Source organism: Nonomuraea sp. NPDC049646 (assembly GCF_044465525.1).
Lineage (GTDB): Bacteria > Actinomycetota > Actinomycetes > Streptosporangiales > Streptosporangiaceae > Nonomuraea.
This window is the reverse complement of record NZ_JBITLU010000011.1, coordinates 93464-116739: the sequence shown is the minus strand read 5'-3', so window position 1 is coordinate 116739 and position 23276 is coordinate 93464. Positions and strand designations below refer to the sequence as shown.

Sequence of the window (23276 nt, the reverse complement as noted above, 5' to 3'; positions counted from 1 at the left end):
CCCCACGGGGGTCGCCCGGGTTCGGTGCGCGTTTCCGGGGCGGAGCCGCCAGGTCAGCCGGGGCGGTTGCCGGTCGGGATCACGATCTTGGTCTGCGCGCCCTTGGTCAGGTAGAACGTGGTCCACTTCTTGATCATCTCGTCGAGCAGCCAGGCCGCGGCGGGCACCAGCGGCAGCCCGATCACCCCTTCCCGGAACGCCACCAGCAGCGGCCAGGCGGTCTTGACGACCGGGTCCCACAGCGGCTCGCGCGGGATGCCGTTCCAGTCGGCCGCCTGGTTGCCGGTGAGGTACCGGGAGAACGCGTTGACGAGCGGCTTGTCGATGCTGCCCGGGCTGGTCAGCTCCGCGAGCATGTCGCGCAGGATGTCGTTGAGCTCCACGCCCTCCGGCGTCGGCCCCATGTTCCTGGGCAGGACGATGTCCGACTGGGCGTAGGAGGTGTCCCAGGTGGCGGGGATGAACTCGTCCCTGATGCCGAGCATGTGCGCCAGCAGCTGCAACGAGTGCAGGTACGCCGCGGACTCGGCGGCGGAGATGCGCACCTTCCACTCGCGCATCCCGCGCATGGAGTAGGTCGCCAGGGTGTGCCACGTGACGAGCATGTCCTCCTGGCTGATCGGGATCGGCCCCGGCCAGTGGGGGGACGACTTGAGCAGGTGCCGCACCGCCGCGTGCACCAGCCGGGTCTTGACGGCCTCGACCACGGCCGTCCCGCCGGGCCCCCAGGCGTTCTGGGGCCTGACGGCGTACGCCAGGACGTTCGTCTTGGCGACCCGGTCCTTCAGGTCGGCGCCGCCCGCGGAGTAGTAGACCGCGCGGGCCTCCTTGGGGATGGCGGTGGCCAGCATGCCGGCCCCGACGATGGTGAGCACCACGATGTAGTTGCCCTTGAGGGCGTGGAAGCGCGACGCGGCGTCCAGCTTGCCCTGGTCGGCCCAGGACGGGAGCTGACGCGCCTGCTCGATGAAGGCCCGCAGGTCGGCCGGCAGCCCGGCGGGCAGGGGCTGGTCGTTGCGGTTCCAGTCGTAGAGCAGCCGGTTGACCTCGGGGATGACCCCGCGGTCGAACAGCGAGGCGAGGAGCGGGTCGGCGACGTCGTCCCACACCCAGCGAGGGTCGGCGCCGCTGCCGGAGCCGGCGACCGAGCCGGAGGCCGGCCACTCCCAGCCGTCGGCGAGGGTCTTGGCCTGGGCCGGGGACGTGATCCCCAGCGCGCCGAGGGCGCCCAGGGCGGTGCCCGAGATCAGTATCTCGCGCCTGCTCAGCTCTGCCATGCTCTGCACTCCTTCGAGATGGGGGGTCCCGCTCAGGGCAGTCTCGATCGGCTCGCCGGAGATCCACCGAACAGGGAGCGCGTGTCGGCGCCGTCGCCGGAATCACGCCTGCTGAGTTCTCCCACGCCGCTTCCTCCTTCTCGCCCGGGGCCGAGAAGTGGGTGATACTGAGAAACAAACCATGAGTCTGTGTATCATCATGAGAGCACGTTGTGATGGACATCACAAGACCCGCCCCTGAGGCAGAATCGATCCAGGAGGTGATCGTGGAATCCGTGCTGTCCGGCTTCATGGCGCCGTCGGGCTCGGAGTCGTTGCTGGAGCGCGCCTTCGTCGACGCCGTCGAACGCGTCGGCGACCCCGACGAGCTGCGGGCGCGCATCCTCGACGCGGCCTACGAGCAGTTCTGCCGGATGGGCATCAGGCGCTCCACCATGGAGGACGTCGCACGCCTGGCCAAGGTGTCGCGGATCACCGTCTACCGGCGCTTCGACTCCAAGGACACGCTGGTCGAGCACGTGGTGCGCCGGGAGTTCCGCCGCTACTTCGACCAGTTCCTCATCGACATCGAGCAGGCCCGCACGCCGGCCGACCGGGTGGTCCTCGGCTTCGTCAGCTCGTTGCGGGCCATCCGCGGCAACCCGCTCATCGGCGGTCTCATCGCCACCGAGCCCGACCTGCTCGTGCCGTCCATGATGACCGACGGCGGCCAGACCCTCGCCACCGTGCGGCAGTTCGTCGCCGGCCAGCTCCGCCGGGAGCAACGCGCGGGCAACGTGTCCGACGGCCTCGACGCCGAGCTCGTGGCGGAGATGATGGTGCGCATCTCCACCTCCTTCCTGGCGATCCCCAGCGCCGTCATCGACCTCGACGACGACGGGCAACTCGCCGAGGTGGCCAGGCGCTTCCTCGTGCCCATGCTCCAGCCGCCCGCCTGACTCCCCCTGCCGCGCCGGCCCGCCGGCCTCACTTCCCGCCGGGGAAGGCGGCGCGCAGCGCGGCGCCGCGGGTGATGACGGCGACGCCGGCCAGGGCCAGCGCCGACAGGCCCTGGAGCACGGCGTACCAGGCCGGGCAGAGGCCGGGGATCAGGTCCACGCCGATGATCGCGACCGGCACGACGGTGGAAAGGGTGCGCACCCGGTCGAACGCCTTGTACGACCCCTCCGCGGCGCGGACGGTCATCCGGTACATCAGCGGAGCGACCGCGACCAGCACGACCCCCCGGACCCACATGAACGAAGACGCCTCCCCGCCGATGAACGCCATCACCGCGACCACGCCGAGGACGATGACACCGACGGCCCCGAAGAGCGTGACGCACTTCCTCACCAGGGCCAACGCCTCCTGGGCACGGGCGTCGCCGAGGGCCGTCGTCGCGGTGGGGGTGTCGCCGGTGTTCGTCATGATCTGTCTCCTCCGTGTCGTTGTGGCAGCGAGCTTAGGAAGCATCCGCGGGGCCCGAACATGGGGTTGGCCGTACGGGTGGGTGGGGCTGGCCCCACTTCTGCGCCCGCCTGCCACGCCGCCCGTTCCGCCGGGACGGAATCCCGTGGAGCGATCCCGTCCCGGCCGTCCCTCTTGACTTATTCTTTTGACCGGCATATCTACTTTCCTGAAGACATATTCCAGCCACACCGCGTTGGCCGATCAGATGAACTCCGAGGCGATTAGGCAATTCGTCTGGGACCATGAATCGCGCGTCGTCACGTTCAGCCTTTCGCCGACCATCTGAACAGTGGAATGGAAATTCGCGATGTCTCACGCACCGGTTCCCTCCGACGTCTCCGCCGCCCCTTCCGGATCGAGGTCGGGGCCGTCCCGGCGGGCCGTCCTGGCGGGTGGCGGCGCCGCGCTCGCCGCCGCGCTGGCCCCGGCCGCACCGGCGCGGGCCCGCGCGGCGCGCGAAGCCGGCCGGACGGCCGTCACCTCCGGCACCGACTTCGCCGTCGCGCCCTCGCCCGACGGCCGCCTGCTCGCCCTCGACCTGCTCGGCGTCCTGTGGGTCTGCTCGGCCTCCGGGGGCGCCGCCCGCAGGCTCACCAGCGACCTGTACGACATCGCCCAGCCCGACTGGTCCCCCGACGGCGGGACCATCGTGTTCCAGTCCTACCGCGACGGCGTCTTCGACCTGTGGACGATCCGGCCCGACGGCTCCGCGATCAGGAAGCTGACCACCGGCCCGTACGACCACCGCGAGCCCCGCTACAGCCCCGACGGCCGCACCATCGCCTACTCCTCCGACGCCGGCGGCAGCTACGGCATCCACCTGCTCGACGTCGCCACCGGAACGAGCCGCGTCCTGACCGACGGCCCCGCCGAGGAGTACGAGCCGGCCTGGTCGCCCGACGGAAGCAAGATCGCCTTCGTCGTCGCCGACACCAGGATCGACGTCGTCGAGGTCGCCACCGGCACGCGCGGCACCGCGGTCACGGTGCCCGCCGGGCAGGTCGTCCACCAGCCGTCCTGGCTGCCGAACGGCGCCGACCTCGCCTACCACCACTTCCACTCGGGCGCCAACGACCTGGCCGGCACCGCGGGCGCGCTCGTCACGGGCGAGGAGGTGTTCCCGTTCCGCGCCCGGTTCGCCCCGGACGGACGCTATTTCTACACCTCCGCGGGCACCGTCAAAGTCCGCCGCCTCGGCTCCCCCTCCGCGGGCACGGTCGGCTTCACCGCCGCGCTGACGACGACCACTCCGAAGTACCGGAAAAAGGTCCGGGTATTCGACGAGCCGGGCTCATTCCCGGTCGCCGGAATCGGCAGCCCGGCCGTTTCACCGGACGGCTCCGCCGTCGCCTTCCGCGCGCTCAACGACATCTATCTCATGCGCTCCGGCGGCACCCCTGAACCGCTTTTCCGGGACCGCTGGTGGAAAGCCGACCCGGATTTCTCCCCCGACGGGCTGCGGCTGGCATTCGTCACCGACCGCACCGGCACGCTCAACGTCTGGGTCCGCGACCTGGACACCGGCGCCGACCGGCAGGTGACCCGGCTGGCCGACTCCGCCGCCCTGTCGGTCCGCTGGTCGCCGGACGGCAACGAGATCGCCTACCTGGACCAGGACGGCGCGCTGTGGGTCGTCGAGGTCTCCACCGGCGACCGCCAGAAGGTCTACGACGCGACCTTCGAGCCGGGCCGCCCGACCTGGTCGCCCGACGGCAGGACGCTGGCTATGGCCGCGGTGGTGCCGTACTCGCGGCGCTACCGGGAGGGGCTGTCCAAGATCCTGCTCGTGGACCGGGCCACCGGCGCCGGCACGTACGTCGATCCCGCGCCCCACCGGTCCCTGCAGACCCGCGGCGACGACGGGCCCGTCTGGTCGCCCGACGGCACGATGCTCGCCTTCGCCATGGAGTCGGTCCTGTGGGTCCTGCCCGTCGACCGGGCCGGCCGGCCCACCGGCGCGGCCCGTCAGGTCACCCGCGAGGTCTCCGACGCCCCCGTCTGGGCGGGCGACTCGGCCACCCTCCTCTACCTGAACGAGGGACGTCTCAAGAGGGCGAGCCTCGACGGGACACCCGCCCGGCCGGTCCCGGTACGGCTGACCTGGCGCAACGACCCCGGCCCCGACCAGGTCGTCATTCACGCGGGCCGCATGTGGGACGGCGTCTCCGGCCGCGTCGTCCGTGACGTCGACATCGTCGTACGGGGCCAGCGCATCGCCGCGATCGAGCCGCACCGGGACGGACGGCCCGGCGACCTGATCGACGCCCGCGACAGGTTCGTCATGCCCGGCCTGATCGACATCCACCACCACCGCGAGATGCAGGGCTACGCCTACGGGTCGCGGCAGGGTCCGCTGTGGCTGGCCCTGGGCGTCACCACCACCCGCTCGCCGGGCTCGCCGGCGTACCACATGGTCGAGGAACGGGAGTCGGTGCAGTCGGGCGCCCGCCTCGCGCCGCGCTACCTGGGCACCGGCGAGGCCATCGACGGGGCGCGCATCTACTACAACTTCATGCGCCCGACGTACTCGCACGAGCAGCTGCGGCTCGAACTGCGGCGGGCCGCCGCCCTCGACTACGACCTGCTGAAGTGCTACGTGCGGCTGCCGGTGGTCTGGCACCGGGAGGTCATCGACTGGGCCCACCGCCAGGGCAAGCCCGTCAGCTCGCACTACCACTACCCGGCGATCGCCATGGGCGGCGACCAGACCGAGCACGTCGGCGCCACCAACCGGTTCGGCTACTCGCGCACCGTCACGAACGTCGGGTCGGCCTACTCCGACGTCATCTCCATGTTCAACGCCTCGAAGATGGCCAGGACCCCCACCCTGTTCAACTCCTCGACCCTGTACCGGGAGGACATCTCGCTGGTCACCGACGAACGGGTGCGCCGGCTCTACCCGAACTGGCGGATGGCCGCGCTCCGGGCGACCGTCACCGCGGCGCAGAGCGCCGACCCGGCGACGGTCCAGGTGGTCCGGACGAACCTCGCCAACCAGGTCGCCCAGCTCGCCGCGATGATCCGGGGCGGCGGCGTGGTCACCGCCGGCACCGACGCGCCGATCGACCACCTCGGGCTCAGCCTGCACATGAACCTGCGGGCCATGGTCCGGTACGGCCTGACCCCGCGCGAGACGCTCACCGCGGCGACCAGCACGTCCGGGGCCTACCTGGGCCTCCCGCTGGGCCGGATCGCCAAGGGCATGTACGCCGACCTGGCCATCGTCGACGGCGACCCGCTGGCCCGCGTCGAGGACGCGGCCAACGTCACGGCCGTCGTCGTCGGCGGCAGGCACCACACCGTCGAGCAGCTTCTCGCGCCCTACCCGTCCGCCACCAGCACCGATCAGGCGGCCTCCGCGGCCCCTGGCCGGGTCAAGGCACGCGTCCCCGTCCATCCGAGCACGGCGGGCCACTGGTGGAACGACCCCGCCCACCTCGACCAAGCCCGCACCGCCTGCTGCGACGGCCACTGAACGGGCTCCCGTCCCGCTCGCCCCGGCGCGGGTCAGAACATCACGTCGCGCCGGGCGATCACGAGCCACAGCGCGAGCGGCGGCCCGAGCAGTGCCAGGGCGACGTACAGGTTGAAGCGGTCCTCGTTGTCGTCGGAGACCGCCTTCTCGCGGTGCCACGCGTACGCGGTGAGCCCGGTCGAGAAGCTGGTGACCAGGAGCGCGACGGCCATGAACCAGAGGCTGACGGCCAGTTGCACCTTGTCCTCCTGGGACGGGTAGTCCTTGGCCAGGTCGTCGTACCCGAAGATCCAGCCGAGGGCGGCGAGGCCGACGAAGCCGCCGATCCACACGGACGCCGGCGCGACGTAGGCACGCAGGGTGTGGACGGCGTCGCGCACGGCGTCCCCGGCCTCGGCCTCCGGCGCACCGAGCCGCTGCTCGCTCCCGGCGAGCGGCGGCTCGGTGGCGGCGCTGGAGAGCGGGGCGTCGGGCAGCGGGACGGCGGGGGCCTCGTCGGTGGGGTCGCGGGGCGGAGGCGCGGACTGGGCGGAACCCACCGGCTCGGGGCGGTCGGCAGGCGCGGAAGAGGGCGCTGAAGACGGCGAACGCGGCGCGCTCCCAGCCGGAGGCGACGCGTTCCCGCCCGCACGTGGCGCGTTCGCGGCCGGGTGTGCGCGGCGGGGTGTCGCCTGGTGGCGGGAGAGGCGTACCTGCTGCCAGGCGAGGTAGATCTGCGGAACGCCGATCGCGATCGAGACCACGAGACTGACGATGCCCAAGTCCACCGCACCAGCGTCCGCCCTCGCCCCCGGCCCCGCAAGCGGAAAAGGCCCGGCGGGGACGCCGGAATGTCCGTACGGCCGATCCGGCTCGGCCGTTCGGCCGATCAAGATCAACCGCCCGGCCCCCTAGCGTCGGTGCCGACATCATCAGAAAAGGGGGCTTTCTGTGCGTGCGAGAAAGATCGTCACAGCCGTCGCCACGAGCGCGACCCTGCTGACGGGACTGGCGGGGATCGCGGTCACCGGCCCGGCGTCGGCGGCCGTCACGCGTGACGACGGGACCGACGACCTGGCGAGGTTCCACCGGCAGACGCCAGCCTGGCACCGCTGCGCGACCGGTCCCGGCGACGACGCCGGCGCGGCCCTGGACGCGGCGGGCGCCCAGTGCGCGGAGGTGACCGTCCCGCTGGACTACCGCAGGCCGCGGGGGCGGACCGTGTCGGTGGCGATCTCGCGGATCAGGGCGGCCGAACCCGGCGCGCGCCGGGGCGTCCTGCTGATCAATCCCGGCGGTCCGGGCGGGAGCGGGCTGCAACGGCCGCTGCTCGGCCGGCTCATGCCCGCCGTCGCGGCCCGTTACGACCTGATCGGGATGGATCCGCGCTTCGTCGGCCGCAGCACGCCGATCCGCTGCCGGTGGACGACCGACACCCCCACCCGCTCGGCCGGCCCGACCCGCCGCACGTTCGACGAGAGCGCCAGGCTCATGAAGGAGCTGGCCGCCGGATGCGTCCAGGGCAACCGTGACCTGCTGCCGCACGCCTCCACCCGGAACACCGCCCGCGACATGGACGTCATCCGAGCCGCGCTCGGCGAGCCCAGATTGTCCTACCTCGGCTACTCCTACGGCACCTACCTGGGCGCCGTCTACACGCAGCTGTTCGGCGCCCGCGCCGACCGGTTCGTGCTGGACAGCGCGGTGGGCCCGGACGTCTACGGCCCCGACCTGCTGTCCGCGAACGGCCCGGCGATCGACGCCGCGCTCCGGCACTGGGCCTCCTGGGCCGCCGCCCGCGACGCCGAGTACGGCCTGGGCGCCACCGAGGCCGACGTCCTGGCCGCCGTGGAGCGGGTGAACCGGGCCGCGTCCCGCCGTCCGCTGCGCGTCGGGGGGTACCGGATCGACGCGCACCACGTCCCCTACCTGCTGTTCGTCCGCCTCTACGACGACAGCGCCAAGGCGTACGCGGGCCTCGCCGCGGAGGTGCGGACGCTGGCCGGCGCCGCCCGCGGCGACGCGGTCACCGTCCCGGCGTCGCTGAAGGAGACGCTCGACGGCCTGTTCACCGGGTCGGGGCCGGCCGAGGACCGGGCGGGCACGCCGATCCTCTGCGCGGACCGGGCCGCCTCGCGCGACCTGGAGTCCTACTACCGCGGCATCCAGGCCCACCGCGCGGACGAGCCGCTGTTCGGGCCGATGACCCGCAACCTCGGCCCCTGCTCCTTCTGGCCGGCCGCGCCGGTGGAGGCGCCCACCGAGCTCGGCAACGACGTCCCGCTGCTGGTCGTCGGGGCCGACGGCGACCCCGTCACGCCCTTCGCCGGCCAGCGGTCCATGCACCGGACGCTGACCGGCTCGCGCATGGTCACCCTGCGCGGCGCCTTCCGCCACGGCGCCTACCTCGCCGCGGGCGACGCCTGCGTGGACGCCGCCGTCAAGCGCTACCTGGTGGACGGCGTCCTGCCCGCCGCGGACCTCGCCTGCGACAGCACCGGCCGGGGGTGAGCCCGGCCGCGGGTCAGCCGGAGCGGGCGCGCCGGCAGCGGGCCAGCTCGGCGCGCAGGTCGCGGCGGAGCGCCCGGTCCAGGCCCGGCTGGGCGAGCGCGTCGGTGAAGTCGCGGGCCGCCTCCTCCCAGCGGCCGAGCCGGGCCAGCGCGGTGCCCCGGTTGTAGCGCGGCTCGGGCGCCGGCGACAGGGCCACCGCCCGGTCCAGGTCGGCGACGGCGGCGGTCACCTCACCGCGTTCGAAGCGGACGGCGGCGCGATTGGTCCACGCCTCGACCAGCGTCTCGTCGCCCTCCAGCGCCTGGGTGAACAGGTCCTCGGCCGGTTCGCCGCGCTCGGAGCGGATCAGGCCGAGCGTGCACAGCAGCGCGGGGTCCTTGGGGGCCAGGTCGAGTCCGGCCAGCGCGTCCCGTTCGGCGGCGTCCAGCGCGCCGCGCTCCAGGTGGGCGTTGACCAGGGCGATCCGGGCGTCCAGGTGGCCGGGGTCGATGGCGAGCGCGCGCTCCAGGTCCTCGCGGGCCCGGTCGGCGCGGCCGCGTTCCAGGTGCAGCACGGCGCGGTTGTAGTAGGCCTCGGGCAGGTGCGGCCCCAGGCTGATGGCGGTGCCGTAGTCCTTGATCGCGGACTGGACGCGACCGGCCGCCCGGTGCAGGGCGGCGCGGTCCACGTAGTACTCGCTGTTGTCCGGATCGTGGGCGATCACGCTGTCCAGGTCGGCCAGGGCGCGCTCCGGGTCGCCGAGCGCCAGGTGCACCTGGGCGCGGTTGTGCCGCAGGCGGGCCAGGTGCTGCGGGTGCTCGCCCGGCGCCAGCACCGCGCTCAGCCTGGCCAGCCCGTCGTCCACCAGGCGCAGCGCCTGGTCGGGCGCGCCCGCCTTGGCGTCCAGCAACGCCAGGCCCTGCTCGTAGAAGACGGTGGAGATCACCTGGTGGCGCCGGTCGTCCAGGCCCTGCGCCAGGTCGAGCGCCCGTTCCAGCCAGTGCCGCGCCTGCGCGGGGTCCTGGCGGGCGGCCGGGAGGTGGCGGGCGTACAACATGGCGGTGGCGTACGCGGCGGACATGTTGATCTTCGGGTCGTCGGTGGCGGCGCGGGCCTCGTCGTAGAGGTCGAGCGCCTCCTCGGCGCGCTCCAGCGCCGCCAGGGCGGTGGCCAGGCCGGTGCTGCAGGCCCACCATTGCCGCAGGTCGCCGTCCGGGGTGACGAGGGCGCGTCCGTGGGCGGCGACGCGGGCCGCGTGGTGGTAGAAGCCGCGGGCCAGGCCGTCGCCGAGGGCCGCGCGGACGGCGTCCGGGGCCGTGGGCAGCGGCGGCGGCTCGTCCGGGCCGTCGGCGCGCAGGTCCAGGCGCAGCGGGGTGGCGGCGGTCCGCGAGACCAGGGTGTCCAGCAGTTCGGCGGTGGTCTCGTCGGCGTTCGCGACGTGGTCGAAGGTGACGGTGACCGGGCGGCGGAGGGCGCCGGCCCAGGCGGCGGCGAACTCGGCGGCGCCGTACGCCAGGCAGGCGGTGCGGCGGGCGGGGTGGAACCTGATCGGCTCCTCCTCGGCGGCCGGCCGCGCCGTGCGGTCGAGCCAGGGGGCGATCGCGTACAGCTCGACCCGATGGCGAGCGGCCAGGCGGGGACGGTCGGCGGCGATCGCGGCGAGGAATTCGGCGACCCCGGCGTAGGGCCCGTGGCCGCGATGGCAGTCGTAGCGGTTCACGGCCGCACCGGGATCCGCAGGGGCGGGCACCCGAGAGCGCCCGCCGTCTCGGCACCTACCAGCACCACTCGATCCAGAGCCGGCGGGCCCCGGACATCAGGCGCTGCGTGCTCCTGCGGCGGATGGTCATCTTCTTCATGGGCGCCTCCCGGGGGTGTGATCCACTTCAGGATGCCCAGAGCATAAACCGGCTTGTCCGAAATAAGTAGAGCATCCGGAATCAAAGATGATCCGGCCTCAGGATCGGCGGAAGGCGCCCCGGCGATCTTGTCGGTGGCGCGATCTATCGTCCCGGCCATGACTTCAGCGACGCAGGCGTACACGTACGCCGCGCCCTCCTCCCTCATCGACGGTCGCCTCGGGCTCGCGACCTCCGGCGGCCGTGCCCTGTCCGGCCCCGCCCTGGCCCCCCGCTTCTTCAGCGGCGTGGTGACCCAGGCCGCCCCCGCCGCGGCGGCCCTGCTCGGCGTCGCCGACGTGGCGCTGGCCCGCTACCACCAGCCGCAGGAGCGGGGCTGGGTGCGCGACCCGGTGGTGACGTGCAACGGCGACCGCCTGCGCTTCGAGTCGTTCTCCGCCTGCGGCGGCGTGTACGCCCGGCTCGACCTGCTGCAGGGCGCGCTCGACGGCGAGGTCTTCGACCGGGGCACCACCAACGTCGACGTGAACGCCCCGCTGCGGGAGGCGCTGGCGCGCATCGGCGCGCGCGACCCGCTGCACCTGGGAGTGGGCCTCGACGAGCTGGTCGTGACCACGACGGACGGCGCGGTGGTGGAGAAGAAGGTGCCGCTGCCCGAGCGCTGGCTGCGCGGGTTCGCCGAGGTGCAGGTCATCGCCTCGGGCATGGACCAGCGCGGCGAGCTGGCCGGCATGGCGGCGGTGCGCTTCCTGCGCGGGCTGCCCAGGAAGGGCACGGTGTGGGTGGCGCAGGCGGGGCGCGACCTGAAGGTCTCCGACCGCCCGGTTCCCGGCTCCGTCCGACTCGCCGGCCCCAACCGGCTCGCCACCCTGCTGCCGCTGCTCCGCTTCGCCAAGGCCCTGCGGGTGTACGGCCCGTCCGACGCCGCCTCCAGCGCCTGGGAGCTGGAGCTGCCGGGCATGCGCTACACGCTCACCCTGTCGCCCGAGCGCTGGCGCGGCTTCTCCGGCGAGGGCGCGGTGCTCGACGACCTGGCCACCGACGAGGCCGAGAACGACGCCGACGTGGTCGGCATGCTGCTCAACTTCGAGCCCGAGGTCGAGATCGGCCTGCTGGCCGACCGCGCCGGCATCCCCGCCGACCGGGTGCGGGCCGCGCTGACGCAGCTCGGCGTCGCCGGCCGGGTCGGCTACGACCTGGCCGAGGCCGCCCACTTCCACCGCGAGCTGCCCTACGACAAGGACAACGTGACCGTGCTCAACCCGCGCCTGGCCAGCGCGCGCAGGCTCGTCGAGGCGGGCGCCGTGCGGCTCGACGGCGAGTCGGCCACCGTCCGCACCTCGGGCGGCACGCGCCAGGTCTCGCTGGCCGACGGCTCCTGCACGTGCGAGTGGTGGTGGGACCACCGCGGCTCGCGCGGCCCGTGCAAGCACGTGCTGGCCGCCCGGATCGTCGCCCGCGCCGCCGTGGAGGTCTCCCGATGACCCTCTGGACGGAGATCCGCGACCTCGTCGTCCGCAAGGAGGCCGGCCGCCTGGCCGACCGGCTGGTCACGCTGACCGAGCAGGAGCGCGCCGAGCTGGCCGGGCAGCTGCCGGGCCTGGTCAAGGAGCTGCGCCGGGTCCGCACCGAGCAGGTGCGCGCCGAGTACCCCGACGACTTCGGGGAGATGGCCTCCTGGGAGGTCGAGAAGCTGTTCACCGGCATGGCCAGGGCGCTGCTGGTGGCCGGCGTCGGGCTCATCACCGGCCCGGCCGCCGCGGTGACGTGGATGACCGGCCGCGACGTCAACCGCCGCTGGGCGCCGGCCGTCAGGGTCGACCAGGTGTGCCGGGTGGCGGCCGCCCGTCCGGAGGAATGGCGCCGGGACGTCGCGGTCCGGCTGGCCCGGCGGGTGCGCCGTCCCGCCGACCGCATCGCGCCGCTGGCCCTGGAGCTGCTGCGCCAGTCCGGCGCGGTGCCGCCCGACCACGACCCGCTGGTGGCCGCCTGGCTGTCCCTGCCGACCGTGCCCGACGACCCGCTGGCCCCCGTGCTGCTGCCCCGGATCTTCGACGCCGACGGCGCCGGCCGCGTCCTGCGGGAGGAGACGCTGCGGCCCCGGCCCTCCCGCTGGCTGGCCGCCGTCGCCCGCAAGATCCCCAGGGAGCAGGCACTCGACGGTTGCGTGAGCCGGTTCCTGCGCGGCGGCGAGCAGCAGGACCTGCGGTTCTTCGTCCGGCTGCACACGCTGCTCGATCCCACGCCCGCGGAGTCGGCCGCCCGCCTGCGCGACTACCTGCGGTTGCTGCCGTCCGCGCCGGGCACGGTCGCCGAGTCGGCCGCCGCGCAGGTGCGGGCGGCGATGCCGCTCGACCACGCCGACCTGGTCGAGGCGGTCGACGCGCTCACCTTCCGGGCCGAGGCCAAGCTCGCCGTCACCGGGCTGCGCTGGCTCGACCAGGCGATCAGGGCCACGCCGGAGACCGCCCCCGACTTCGTCGCCGCGCTGACCACGGCGTACGCGCACACGTCCTTCGACGTGCGCAACCGCGCGGTCGAGCTGACGCTCAAACACGCCGGCCTGCTCACCGGCCACGCCGAGGCGATCCTCGACGCCGTCCGCGACCTGCCCGCGGACCTGGGCGCGAAGCTGGCCGGGCGGTTCGGCGGGGAGACCCCGGTCGAGGAGCTGCTGGAGGCCAGGGAGTTCCCGCCGCTGCCCGAGCCCGCGCGGCCGCTGCCCTTCCCCGAGCCGTCGATCTTCCCCGGCGGGCACGAGCCCTGGATCGACGAGGAGCGCTGGCTGGCGGCCTTCGTCACCGGCGTCGCCGACGACCGGGCGGAACTGCGCCGCAAGCTCGCGCCGCGCGTCGAGCAGGCCCACATCGAGCAGGCCCACGTCGAGCAGGCCCACGTCGAGCAGGCCCGCGGCCACTGGCGGCTCAAGGACGTGTTCCTCGATCCCGGCGAATGGCGGTCGGCGCTGGCCGCCGAGCTCGTCACGCCCGGCAGCGTGCCGGAGGTCCCGCCGATCCAGCCGGAGAGGTTCTGGGAGCGCGCCGGCCACTCCGTGCGATTGCGCGCCGTCCCCCGCGGGCGGGAGCCCGGCCAGGAGCCGCCGACCGGGCGGATCATGATGGGCGGCGGCCACCGGCCGGGCCGCTACCTCGACGACGACGCCCCGATGCGCGCCTTCTCCATCACCTGGACCAGCGACGAAGGCCCCGCCGGTGCGGTGGCCCGCGAGGGCGGCCAGGAGATCCCCCTCTCCGAAGGCCGCATCCGGCTGAACGATCCCGATGATCCCCGCCCGGTCCGCAAGCGGCCCGGCGTCCGGTACGACGACTCCGTGGAGGTCATGCCGTACCACCTGCTCGACCGCGCCTACGACGAGATGGCCGCGCTCGGCGTGGACCCCACCCGGATCGCGGCGATGCGGCTGGGGCGACCGGTGCCCCCGCCGGGCCCGGACGAGCCGCTCGCCCAGGTGACCATCGTGTTCGTCCCGCCGCGGCTGCGCTCGTACCTGCCCCACGCGCTGTCCGAGCAGGACGAGTGGCGGCGGCGCAACCGGCTGCCCCGCCTCGGCCGGGTCGGCCCGCTCCACGACTTCCTGCTGCACCGCCACGCTGAGCTCGCCGCGGCCCTCCGCGAGGACGCCCTGCCGCCGGTGCTGCTGGCCACGCCGACCTGGACGAGCGGCCACCTCGACCCCGACGTGCTGGTCGGCCGGCTGGAGACGTGCGCCGCCGCCGGGGTGGAACCGCTCCCCGCCGACCTGGCGCAGGCGCTGCTGCGGCTGCCGCGGGGCCGCCATCCGGCGGCGGCCGAGCGGGCCGCCAAGGTCGAGTCGGAGGCGGCGCGGTCGGCCGCCCGATGGCTCGCCGGTGACGGCATGGCCGACCCCGAGTGCGGCCACGGGTGGCGTCACATGGTCGACGCGTCCATGGTCGAGTTCGGCGACGCGGAGCCGGAGCCCTTCGCCGAGGTCAGGCTGCGGCCCGTGCTGCGGGTGACGGCCCCGACCGGCAATCGGCTGATCGACGAGGTGGCGCTGCGCGAGCCGTCCGAGTGGGCGGGCAGCGAGTCCCGCCACACCATGGGGGCGTGGCCCGCGGTCCTGCCCTCCCACCGCGAGGTCGTGGCCGTCAGCTTCCTGCCCTACCTGCTGCAGGGCCACTGGGGCGACTGGCGCGCCCCGGCGGAGATCACCGGCCTGGAGCTCGCCCAGGGGCCTATGGGCGAGTCCGGGGCGCTGATCCTCGCCTTCCTCCTGGCCTCCGGCGTGCCCGAGATGATCCCGCTGGCCCTGCGCATGGCCGCCAGGGGCGAGCTGCCCGCCGAGGCGATCGGCCGTCAGCTCGCGCTGGCGCTGCGCCGCACCTGGCTGGAGACCACCCGCGCCATCGCGGCCCTGACCGGGCTGGCCGAGGCCGGCGGCCACCACGAGGTGTGGCGGGTCATGCGGGCCCTGCTGCCGGTGATGTTGCCCGGGGAGGGGCGGCGCGTCACCGTGAGCCACACCCGGCTCGTCGCCTTCGCCACCGACGTGGCCCTCTGGACCGGCGCGCGCGGGGACATCCCGGTCGTCGCCGAGCGCGCGGGCAGCCGCCGGACGACCCGCTTCGCCCACGCCTGCCGGCGCCTCCACGCCCAGCTCACCGGGGCCACGTCATGACCGCCGGCGACGTCCGCGCCGAGATCAGGCATCTCGTGCTCGCCTGTGACACCGAGCGGCTGGCCTCGCGGTTGCCGGGCCTCACCGGCGCCGAGCGGGCCGCCGTCGCCGCCGAGCTGCCGGGGCTGCTCGACGAGCTGCGCCCGCGGCTGCTCGCCGCCCGCTGGAACGCCTTCGACCAGCTCACCAGCCCCTGCGAGGCGCTGATGATGGTGGGCGCGGCGACCGTTCCGGGCCCGGCCGGCGCGGCGACCTGGCTGATGAAGCGCGATCTCGATCCGGGGACGTCCGCCGCGCCGAGCCCGTACCGGCTGGTCAGAGCGGTCTCCGGCCGCCCGGCGGACTGGCGGGCCGATCTGGCGGTCCGGCTCGCGCGCCGCGTCCGCCGTCCCGACGACCGGGCCGTGCCGCTGGCCCTGGCGCTGCTGCGCGACGGTCCGGTCACCCCGCCCGACCACGAACCGCTGGTGGCGGCCTGGTTGTCGGCGGCGGTCGTGGCCGACGACCCGCTGACGCCCCACCTGCTTCCGCGGATCTTCGAGGCGGCCGGCGCGGGACGGGCGCTGGCCGACGAGAAGCTCGCCCCCGAGCCGTCCCACTGGCTGGCCCTGGCCGGTCGCGCGCTGCCGCGCGAGCAGGTCGTCGCGGGCTGCGTGCGCCGGTTCCTGCTCGGCGGCGACATGCGTGACCTGCGCTTCTTCGTCCGGCTGCACACGCTTGTGGCGCCCGCGCCGGCGGAGTCGGCCGGACGGCTGCGCGACTACCTGCGGCTGCTGGCCACCGCGCCGGGCCCGGTGGCCGAGCTGGCCTGGCGGCAGGTGCGCGCGGCCCGGCTCGACCCCGCGGACGTCGCCGAGGCCGTCGAGTCGATGACCTTCCGCCCGGAGGCCGGGCTCGCGGTGAAGGGCCTGACCTGGCTCGACCGCGAGCTCGGCCCCCACCCGGAACGGGTGAACGACCACGTCACGGCGCTGACCAACGCGTACGGGCACGCCTCCCACGAGGTGCGCGACCGCGCGGTGGCCCTCACGCTCAAGCACGCCGGTCACGTCACCGACCCCACGGCGATCCTGGAGGGGGCCGAGCTGCTGCCCCCGGCCTCGGCCCGGCGGCTGCACGAGCGCTTCGGCGCGGGCCGGACCGGCGACTTCACCCCTGGCCTGCTGCCCGAGGTCACCGTGCCCGGCCCGTTCCCGGTCCGCGGCCCGGAGAGCGGCCCGCCGGCGGAGACGGGCTGGATCGCCGTCGAGGCGTGGCTGGCGGCGGTGGTGCGGGAGGCCCACGCGAACCCCGCGTCCCTGCGGGAGACGCTGGCCCGGCGGTTCGGCGAGGAGCTGCGGCCGGTGCTGTACGACATGCCGGTGTGGGAGTCGCCGCGCGACTGGTGCACCGCGCTGGCCAGGGAGCTCGTCAACCCGGGCGAGGATCCGGGGCCGCCCGGCTCGCGTCCGCCGCGGGAGTGGCCGCCGTACCGGAGCGCGCCCGGCGACGTCGGGCAGGCCCTGTACGACGGCATGGTCAACCTCGCGGCCACGGCCTTCCGCCTGGTCCCCGGCCTGCGCACGATGCTCCCGCTGCACGGGCTGCCCGACGACGTGCAGGAGGAGCTGCTGCGGACGGACGACGCCGAGCCCGATCTCTACGACCCGGCCGCCCGACCGGCGCCCGCCGACTGGGACCGCGTTCCCCGGCCGGAGCTGAGCGCCGGTCCCACCATCTTCCTGCTGTCCCGCCTGGACGAGCTGCTGCGCGCCGCGAAGGCCGGAGCCCTGCCCCCGGTCCTGCTGGCCACGCCCACTCGCGCCGACGGCCGCCTCGACCCCGAGACCCTGCTCACCCGCCTGGCCGGGTGCGCGCGCTCCGGCCGCGAGCCGCTGCCGTTCGACCTGGCACAGGCCCTGCTGCGCCTGCCCTCGGATCCGGCCCCCGACCTGGCCGAACGGGCGCGGGGCATCGGCTCCGAGGCCGCCGCCGCGGTGGCCCGCCGGCTCGGGCGCGGCGCGCCCCCGCCCCCTCGGGTCGAGGTGACCTGGGCTCCCGAGCCCGGCTCGGCGTCCCACGAGCAGGTCCTCGACCGGCACGGGATCGCCACGGTGAGCTGGCCGCCCGCCGCGCCCACCGGCCTCGCCCCCGCCGACGCCCTGCTGGGCGAGCCCTCCGTGAGGCGTCCTTTCCGGCGCGGGCCACGTGACTTCTGGCCCGGCATGACGCCCTGGCACCGGGAGCTCGCGGCGGCCCATCTGGCGCTCGGCCTGCTCGACCACTCGATCCCGCCCGGCATCGACGACCTGCGCGGCCTGGCGCTGGCCGACGGCGAGTCCGGCCCGGCCACGGCCCTGGTCCTGGCCTTCCTGCTCACCGCGGAGGGCGACGACGCGGTGCCCCCGCTGCTCGAACTGGCGGCCAAGGGCGCGCTCCCGGCCGCCGGGACGGGCCGTCTGCTGGGCCTGCTGAGCCGTCGCAGGGGTGTCGCGGCCGGCCTCGCCCTGCCGTCGCTGGAACTGGCCGCCCGGCAGGGCGCGCACGCCGAGGTGTGGACGATCCTGCGCCACTTCCTGGCCGTCTTCCTCCCGAGCGGGGGCGAGCGGGCCCGGCGGGCGCACACCGACGCCGTCGTGCTGGCCACGGACGTCGCCATGTGGGCCGGCGCGCGCGGCGGGATCCCGGAGGTGGCCGCCCACGCGGGCAGACGCGGCTCGACCTCGCTCACCCGGGCCTGCCGGGGCCTGCACCAGGCACTGACCCGCGCCCCCTGAACCGGCCCGGTGCCGACCCCGCCGGCCAGGCCGATCCGGCGCTGTGATCAGCCCTGGACAGGCCGAAGCGGCACTGGGATCAGCGCCGGACAGGCCGAAGCGGCGCCGGGTCGGCCCGGCGCCGCTTCGGTGGTCTCGCCGGCTCAGCCGACCACCAGCTCGTAGCCCGCCTCTTCGACGACGTCCCTGATCTTCGCGTCGTCGAGGGCGTCGGCGGAGGTGACGGTCACCTGCCCCGTGGCCAGCTCGACGTCGACCGAGGAGACCCCGGCGACCTTGCCGATCTCGGTCTTGACGGTGCCCGCGCAGCCGCCGCAGGTCATCCCGGACACCGTGTAGGTCTTCGTGCTCATCGCCTCGCTCCTCTCGTTGATACCCCTGCCGGGTATATCGGAAGAGAACGTACGCCCGATCCTCCGGAAAGGCAACTCATACGGCGGAGGGGTATGTGAGACGCGCGTCACATTGCCTCGCCCATACCCCTACCCGGTATCGTCGCCTCGCATGAGAACCCTTGACAAGATCGTCGTGGTCGGCGCCTCGCTGGCGGGGCTGCGGGCCGTCCAGACCCTGCGCCGGGAGGGCTTCGACGGCGAACTCACGCTGGTCGGCGCCGAGGCGCACGTGCCGTACAACCGGCCGCCGCTGTCCAAGAGCGTCCTGCGCGGCGACGAGGACGTCACGCTCCCCGGCGCCGAAGAGCTCGGCGACGACTGGCTGCGCGGCAGGCAGGCGGTGCGCCTGGACGCCGGGAGCCGCACGGTCGTCCTCGACGACGGCGCCGAGCTCGGCTACGACGGCCTGGTCGTGGCGAGCGGCGCCCGTCCCCGGCGGCTCGACGGCGTGCACGCCCTGCGCACCCTGGAGGACGCCCTGGCCCTGCGCGCCGAGCTGGCCGCCGGCCACGAGCACGTGCTGGTCATCGGCGGCGGGTTCATCGGCGGCGAGGTGGCGACCACGGCCAGGCAGCTCGGCCGCAAGGTCACCCTGGTCGACTCCGGCCCGCATCCCATGCACGCGGGGCTCGGCGCGCAGGCGGCGCGCTGGCTGGCCGGGCACCACGAGCGCAACGGCGTCGAGCTCGTCACCGGTGTCCGGGTCACCGGCGTGACCGGCGGCCAGGTGCGGCTCGACGACGGCCGCATGCTGTCCGCCGACCTGGTCGTGGGCGGCATGGGCGTGACCCCCAACACCGAATGGCTGGCGGGCAGCGGCCTGACCGTGGACGACGGCGTGCTGTGCGAGCCGACGCTGTACGCCACCGGCTCGGTGAACGTCGTCGCGGCGGGCGACGTGGCCCGCTGGCCGCACCGCCTGTACGGCGACGCCCTGATCCGCGTCGAGCACTGGTCCAACGCCAACGAGCAGGGCGCGGTGGCCGCCCGCAACCTGCTTGCCGGGCCCGACGAGGCGCAGCCGTTCGCGGACGTGCCCAACTTCGCCACCCACGTGCACGGCGCCCGCATCCAGACGGCCGGGCTGCCCCACCTGGCCGACGAGGCGCGCGTCGTCGCCGGCGACCCGGAGGAGGACCGCTTCGCCGTGGCCTTCGCCCGCGACGGCGTGCTGGTCGGGGCGGTCGCCGTCAACGCCCCGAAGGACCTGATCAGGCTCAAGCGGTCCATCGCCGCGGGCGAGGCGCTCTGACTACGACCGCGGGTAGCATGACCGGCATGATGCGTGGCCTTGGCGAGCTCGAATCCACGATCATGGACTGGATGTGGGCCAGGCGGCGTCCCGCCTCGGTCCGCGACGTCTTCGAAGACCTCAAGCAGCGGCGGACCATCGCCTACACCACGGTGATGACCGTGATGGACAAGCTGCACACCAAGGGCATGCTCCGGCGCGAGGCCGTCGGCCGCGCCTACGTCTACGAACCGGTCGCCTCCAAGGAGGCGTACACCGCCGACCTGATGCGCCGCGCGCTCGCGGGCAGCGGCAACCAGGCCGCCACCCTCGTGCACTTCCTCGAACGGCTCACCCCCGAGGAGGCCGTGGCGCTGGAGGCAGCCCTTCAGGTCTACCCGCACCGGGGCCGTCCCGCATGATCGCCGCCGTCGTCCTGGCCTGTTACACGGTGGTGGCGGCCGTCTGGCTGCCCGCGCTGGGGCAGCGGGCCGCAAGGTGGTCCGACCGGGCGCCGCGGCTGGCGATCGCGCTGTGGCAGGCGGGCGCGGCGTCCGTGGTCGCCTCGGCGGTGCTCGCCGCGCTGGCCTTCGCCGTGCCGGCCGAGCTCGTGGGCCACGGGCTGGCGGGGTTGTTCGAGGCGTGCGCCGACATGCTGGGCGACGGCTCCGGCGTGTCCCGGGCAGGGTTCGCGGCCATGCTGGCGGCCGGCGCGGTGCCGGCCAGAGTGCTCTGGTGCGGCGGGACGGTGCTGGTGAGGGCCGCCCTGGAACGCCGCCGGCACGCCGCCATGCTGCGGCTGCTCGGGCGGCGCGACGCAGAGCTGGGCGTGGTGGTGATCGACTACGACGAGCGGCTGGCGTACTGCGTGCCGGGCCGGCGCGCGCAGACGGTCATCACCACGAGCGCGCTGCGCGCCCTGACGCCGGAGCAGATCGCCGCCGTGCTGGAGCACGAGCGGGCGCACCTGCGCGGCCGTCATCATCTGGTGCTGGCCGGGGCCGAGGCCCTGGTCCGGGCGTTTCCCAGGGTGCCGTTGTTCGAGCGGGCCAGGACCGAGATCGCCCGGCTGGTCGAGCTGCTCGCCGACGACGTCGCGGCCCGCCGCCACCCGCGCGCCCAGATCGCCGCGGCGCTGGTGGGCCTGGCCACCGGGCGCGCGCCCGCGTTCACGCTCGGGGCGGGCGGGGAGACGGCGCTCAGCCGCGTACGCCGGCTGCTCGGCCCCGAGCAGCCGCTCGGCCGCCGCGAACGGCTGACCGGGCTGCTGGCGGTCAGCGCGCTGCTCGGCGGGCCCGCGGCGGTGGCGCTCGCGCCGGGCGTCGGCTCGTTCCTGGCCCACCACTGCCACTCGCTGCTGTCGCTCTGACCTACTACTGCCGTTAGTAGCCAGGGGCCGGACGAGGTCAGGCGACGCCCCAGCGCGCCCAGTGCCGCACGCCCCGCGACCGGCTGCACGGGCCAGCGGTCCCATCACCCGGGTGATCGGGTTGAGCCGGTTGTCCTTGAGGACCACAGAGGAGAAGCGCACCGTGGGCCAGGTCAGGAGCAGCGCCGCGGCCGGCGCCAGGCCGACCGCCGTCACGGCCGTGGCGGTGGCCGCCCGCTCCATGTAGAGCATCGTCGCCGCGACGGCCCCGGCCCGGCCGACAGCGGCGTACACGAAGGCCACGGCTCGGCTTCCGTGGTCAGTCCGGTTGCGGGCGCAGTTGGTCTTGAGCAGGTCGAGCCCGATGAGCGCGAGCAGCACGCCGCCGGCCACCTGCAACCCCTTCAAGGAGACGCCGAGCGCGTCGAACAGCCCGTCGCCGAACACGGCTGCTCCGTGGAGCCGCTGGGCATGGTCCGGCGCAGCCACACCGCGCCGCCGCGTTCCCGCCTGTTCATGGCCACCCGAACGGGGCGGCAGCCGCGCTGTTCCCGAGCCGGACGGACGGCGTCGGGCCGCGCTATCTACTATACAGAATAGTATTCTGACCTCTCGGCCAAACCGGCCCCCGACCTCCCTCTTCCCCCTTATGCCGCGGACAGAGGGCTCACCTCCCTCTTTACCGGCATACCCCATACCCCTAAAATCGGTCACCCCACCTAAGGAGTATCACCATGGACCATAGTGGACATCACCCTCCCTCCTCCCCCTCGGAGCACCATCACGCCGCTCCGCCCGCCGCCACGTGGGCCATGGCCGCCCAGGCGACCCTGCACTGCCTGACCGGGTGCGCGATCGGCGAAGTGCTCGGCATGGTGATCGGCACCGCGCTCGGCCTGTCCAACCTCGCCACCGTGATCCTCTCGGTGGCGCTGGCCTTCGTGTTCGGCTACGCGCTGACCATGCGAGGCGTCCTGCGCGCCGGGGTGGACTTCAAGTCGGCGCTGAAGGTGGCGCTGGCCGCCGACACCATCTCGATCGCGGTGATGGAGGTGCTGGACAACACCGTGATGGTGACCGTGCCGGGCGCCATGGACGCCGGGCTGGGCAACTGGCTGTTCTGGGTGGCGCTGGCCGGGTCGCTGCTGGTGGCGTTCCTGCTGACGACGCCGGTGAACAAGTGGCTGATCTCCCGCGGCAAGGGTCACGCCGTGATCCACCAGTACCACCAGGGCCACGCGGGCCATCACGGCCACTGACAGGACACCGCCTCAGGTACACCATGAGCCGCCCCGCCCGCCGTCCGTGATCGCCCGCATCCCGGACGAGAGGCGGGCCCGCTCGCGGACACCCGCCACGAGCGGCCCTCCGACCACCGCACAGGCCGGCCCCTCGACGTCGAGCCCGGAGAGCATGGCGGTCCGACACGACACCCGGCTCGCCGCCACGAGCGCGCATTTCCCTGGCACTGTCGCGGCCCCATCCACCCCCGAGCCAGGAAGGCACGGCAACTCCGGCCCCGGCTCACCGCCATGAGCTGACACTTCCTGCCGCCACCACGGGCCGCACCGACGCCAAGCCAAGAGAGCGCGGCGAAGCCCCGCGGGCCGCCTCCCACCCCACATAGCCCGCACACCCCGCCTCTCACGCACCGCACATACCCCCGCCCCGCATACCCCGGCCCCGCATGCCGGGAGGCCCGCATGCCTCGCATACGCAGGGCTCGCCCCCGGCCTCGCATACGCGGGGCTCACCCACTCCGGCCTGGCATACCGGGGGCCGCGTTCCGAAGGCCACCCGTATACCCCCGCCCCCTACAGGCACCGGCCCACATACCCGGGGCTCGTGTACTGGGGGTCCGCATACCCCGGCCCCTACAGACATCGGTCCACACACCTGCCCCCCTCGCATACCCGGGCCTCGCATGCCGGACCCGCACACCCCAGGCCCGATACGCCGGGCCCGCATACCCCCGGCCCGCATACCTCTGTCCCGCATACCCCCTCCCTGCATACAGCGCGACCCATCTCACACACCCCACCCTCCGGCACTTCCCGCACACCGCGGCCCGTGACGCGTCACCTGCGCGCCCTGCCTCCTGACGCCTCGCCCTAGGCGGCCGGAGCTGCGGAAATACCGTCAGCGTCCGGCCATCGGGCCGGGTCGCCGAGGCGTGGGGGCCCGTCGCCGCGCAGGGCCGTCCGGACGATCTCCGTCGCGCGGACTTGACAGATACCCCCCAGGTGTATGTATGTTCATCGCCAGATACCCCCTATGGGTATTAACGAAGAACCAAAAGACCCGCCCGCATCCCCCACCGGGGTACGGCGTAGTGC

The 23276-nt window shown here is 74.3% G+C and carries 15 protein-coding genes and 1 pseudogene; 10 read left to right on the top strand and 6 right to left on the bottom strand.

Going from position 1 to position 23276, the window contains the following annotated elements:
• Positions 1-53: 53 nt before the first annotated feature.
• A complete protein-coding gene (locus ACIBQ8_RS30970) occupies positions 54-1277 on the bottom strand; it encodes an oxygenase MpaB family protein (RefSeq protein WP_397193620.1) in 1224 nt (407 codons plus the stop codon).
• Positions 1278-1543: 266 nt separating this feature from the next.
• Here ACIBQ8_RS30970 and ACIBQ8_RS30965 point away from each other — a divergent pair, with 266 nt between their 5' ends.
• Positions 1544-2215 (top strand): TetR/AcrR family transcriptional regulator, encoded by a 672-nt coding sequence (locus ACIBQ8_RS30965; RefSeq protein ID WP_397171798.1) that lies wholly within the window; start codon positions 1544-1546, stop codon positions 2213-2215.
• Between the two features lie 28 nt (positions 2216-2243).
• Here the strand turns inward: ACIBQ8_RS30965 and ACIBQ8_RS30960 are convergent, their stop codons facing one another.
• A complete protein-coding gene (locus tag ACIBQ8_RS30960) occupies positions 2244-2684 on the bottom strand; it encodes a hypothetical protein (protein WP_397171800.1) in 441 nt (146 codons plus the stop codon).
• A gap of 349 nt (positions 2685-3033) precedes the next feature.
• Here ACIBQ8_RS30960 and ACIBQ8_RS30955 point away from each other — a divergent pair, with 349 nt between their 5' ends.
• On the top strand, positions 3034-6201 hold the full coding sequence (locus ACIBQ8_RS30955) for an amidohydrolase family protein (protein WP_397193619.1): 3168 nt from the start codon (positions 3034-3036) through the stop codon (positions 6199-6201).
• Positions 6202-6233: 32 nt separating this feature from the next.
• On the opposite strand, the gene ACIBQ8_RS30950 is transcribed toward ACIBQ8_RS30955, so the two are convergent.
• Positions 6234-6740, bottom strand: coding sequence for a hypothetical protein (locus ACIBQ8_RS30950; protein WP_397193618.1), 507 nt, complete (start codon positions 6738-6740; stop codon positions 6234-6236).
• A 391-nt stretch (positions 6741-7131) separates the two neighbouring features.
• Here ACIBQ8_RS30950 and ACIBQ8_RS30945 point away from each other — a divergent pair, with 391 nt between their 5' ends.
• The gene (locus ACIBQ8_RS30945) at positions 7132-8691 is read left to right on the top strand and encodes an alpha/beta hydrolase (protein WP_397193617.1); all 1560 of its coding nucleotides are present in this window, start codon (positions 7132-7134) and stop codon (positions 8689-8691) included.
• A 13-nt stretch (positions 8692-8704) separates the two neighbouring features.
• On the opposite strand, the gene ACIBQ8_RS30940 is transcribed toward ACIBQ8_RS30945, so the two are convergent.
• Positions 8705-10390 carry a tetratricopeptide repeat protein gene (locus ACIBQ8_RS30940; RefSeq protein ID WP_397193616.1) on the bottom strand — a complete coding sequence of 562 codons (1686 nt, stop codon included), beginning with the start codon at positions 10388-10390 and terminating at the stop codon, positions 8705-8707.
• A 297-nt stretch (positions 10391-10687) separates the two neighbouring features.
• Here ACIBQ8_RS30940 and ACIBQ8_RS30935 point away from each other — a divergent pair, with 297 nt between their 5' ends.
• From ACIBQ8_RS30935 to ACIBQ8_RS30925, 3 genes are read left to right on the top strand one after another with little or no spacing between them, the layout of a single operon-like run.
• Positions 10688-12013 (top strand): SWIM zinc finger family protein, encoded by a 1326-nt coding sequence (locus tag ACIBQ8_RS30935; protein WP_397193615.1) that lies wholly within the window; start codon positions 10688-10690, stop codon positions 12011-12013.
• Positions 12010-15189 carry a hypothetical protein gene (locus ACIBQ8_RS30930; protein WP_397193614.1) on the top strand — a complete coding sequence of 1060 codons (3180 nt, stop codon included), beginning with the start codon at positions 12010-12012 and terminating at the stop codon, positions 15187-15189. Before ACIBQ8_RS30935 ends, ACIBQ8_RS30930 begins: the two co-directional genes overlap by 4 nt.
• On the top strand, positions 15186-17945 hold the full coding sequence (locus ACIBQ8_RS30925) for a hypothetical protein (protein ID WP_397193613.1): 2760 nt from the start codon (positions 15186-15188) through the stop codon (positions 17943-17945). The genes ACIBQ8_RS30930 and ACIBQ8_RS30925 overlap by 4 nt, the downstream gene beginning before the upstream one ends.
• 143 nt (positions 17946-18088) lie before the next feature.
• On the opposite strand, the gene ACIBQ8_RS30920 is transcribed toward ACIBQ8_RS30925, so the two are convergent.
• Positions 18089-18298, bottom strand: coding sequence for a heavy-metal-associated domain-containing protein (locus tag ACIBQ8_RS30920; RefSeq protein WP_397193612.1), 210 nt, complete (start codon positions 18296-18298; stop codon positions 18089-18091).
• A 151-nt stretch (positions 18299-18449) separates the two neighbouring features.
• Here ACIBQ8_RS30920 and ACIBQ8_RS30915 point away from each other — a divergent pair, with 151 nt between their 5' ends.
• The 3 genes from ACIBQ8_RS30915 to ACIBQ8_RS30905 are packed head-to-tail and all read left to right on the top strand — an operon-like array spanning position 18450 to position 20940.
• The gene (locus ACIBQ8_RS30915) at positions 18450-19592 is read left to right on the top strand and encodes an NAD(P)/FAD-dependent oxidoreductase (protein WP_397193611.1); all 1143 of its coding nucleotides are present in this window, start codon (positions 18450-18452) and stop codon (positions 19590-19592) included.
• A 26-nt stretch (positions 19593-19618) separates the two neighbouring features.
• Positions 19619-19993 carry a BlaI/MecI/CopY family transcriptional regulator gene (locus ACIBQ8_RS30910; RefSeq protein WP_397171818.1) on the top strand — a complete coding sequence of 125 codons (375 nt, stop codon included), beginning with the start codon at positions 19619-19621 and terminating at the stop codon, positions 19991-19993.
• Positions 19990-20940: a M56 family metallopeptidase gene (locus ACIBQ8_RS30905; protein WP_397193610.1), complete on the top strand. Its 951-nt coding sequence runs from the start codon at positions 19990-19992 to the stop codon at positions 20938-20940. The genes ACIBQ8_RS30910 and ACIBQ8_RS30905 overlap by 4 nt, the downstream gene beginning before the upstream one ends.
• Before the next feature lie 156 nt (positions 20941-21096).
• Here ACIBQ8_RS30905 and ACIBQ8_RS30900 read toward each other — a convergent pair.
• Positions 21097-21636 (bottom strand): annotated as a pseudogene (locus ACIBQ8_RS30900) (MarC family protein); the annotation flags it as partial.
• A 38-nt stretch (positions 21637-21674) separates the two neighbouring features.
• Between ACIBQ8_RS30900 and ACIBQ8_RS30895 the strand changes: the two are divergent.
• A complete protein-coding gene (locus tag ACIBQ8_RS30895; protein ID WP_397193609.1) occupies positions 21675-22199 on the top strand; it encodes a DUF4396 domain-containing protein in 525 nt (174 codons plus the stop codon).
• Positions 22200-23276: the final 1077 nt, after the last annotated feature.

What these genes read in the sequence shown, in the direction of transcription:
- ACIBQ8_RS30970 (WP_397193620.1), bottom strand. Translation starts at nt 1,277, where the DNA reads ATGGCAGAGCTGAGCAGGCGCGAGATACTGATCTCGGGCACCGCCCTG.
- ACIBQ8_RS30960 (WP_397171800.1), bottom strand. Translation starts at nt 2,684, where the DNA reads ATGACGAACACCGGCGACACCCCCACCGCGACGACGGCCCTCGGCGAC.
- ACIBQ8_RS30955 (WP_397193619.1), top strand. Translation starts at nt 3,034, where the DNA reads ATGTCTCACGCACCGGTTCCCTCCGACGTCTCCGCCGCCCCTTCCGGA.
- ACIBQ8_RS30935 (WP_397193615.1), top strand. Translation starts at nt 10,688, where the DNA reads ATGACTTCAGCGACGCAGGCGTACACGTACGCCGCGCCCTCCTCCCTC.
- ACIBQ8_RS30930 (WP_397193614.1), top strand. Translation starts at nt 12,010, where the DNA reads ATGACCCTCTGGACGGAGATCCGCGACCTCGTCGTCCGCAAGGAGGCC.
- ACIBQ8_RS30925 (WP_397193613.1), top strand. Translation starts at nt 15,186, where the DNA reads ATGACCGCCGGCGACGTCCGCGCCGAGATCAGGCATCTCGTGCTCGCC.
- ACIBQ8_RS30920 (WP_397193612.1), bottom strand. Translation starts at nt 18,298, where the DNA reads ATGAGCACGAAGACCTACACGGTGTCCGGGATGACCTGCGGCGGCTGC.
- ACIBQ8_RS30915 (WP_397193611.1), top strand. Translation starts at nt 18,450, where the DNA reads ATGAGAACCCTTGACAAGATCGTCGTGGTCGGCGCCTCGCTGGCGGGG.
- ACIBQ8_RS30910 (WP_397171818.1), top strand. Translation starts at nt 19,619, where the DNA reads ATGATGCGTGGCCTTGGCGAGCTCGAATCCACGATCATGGACTGGATG.
- ACIBQ8_RS30905 (WP_397193610.1), top strand. Translation starts at nt 19,990, where the DNA reads ATGATCGCCGCCGTCGTCCTGGCCTGTTACACGGTGGTGGCGGCCGTC.
- ACIBQ8_RS30895 (WP_397193609.1), top strand. Translation starts at nt 21,675, where the DNA reads ATGGACCATAGTGGACATCACCCTCCCTCCTCCCCCTCGGAGCACCAT.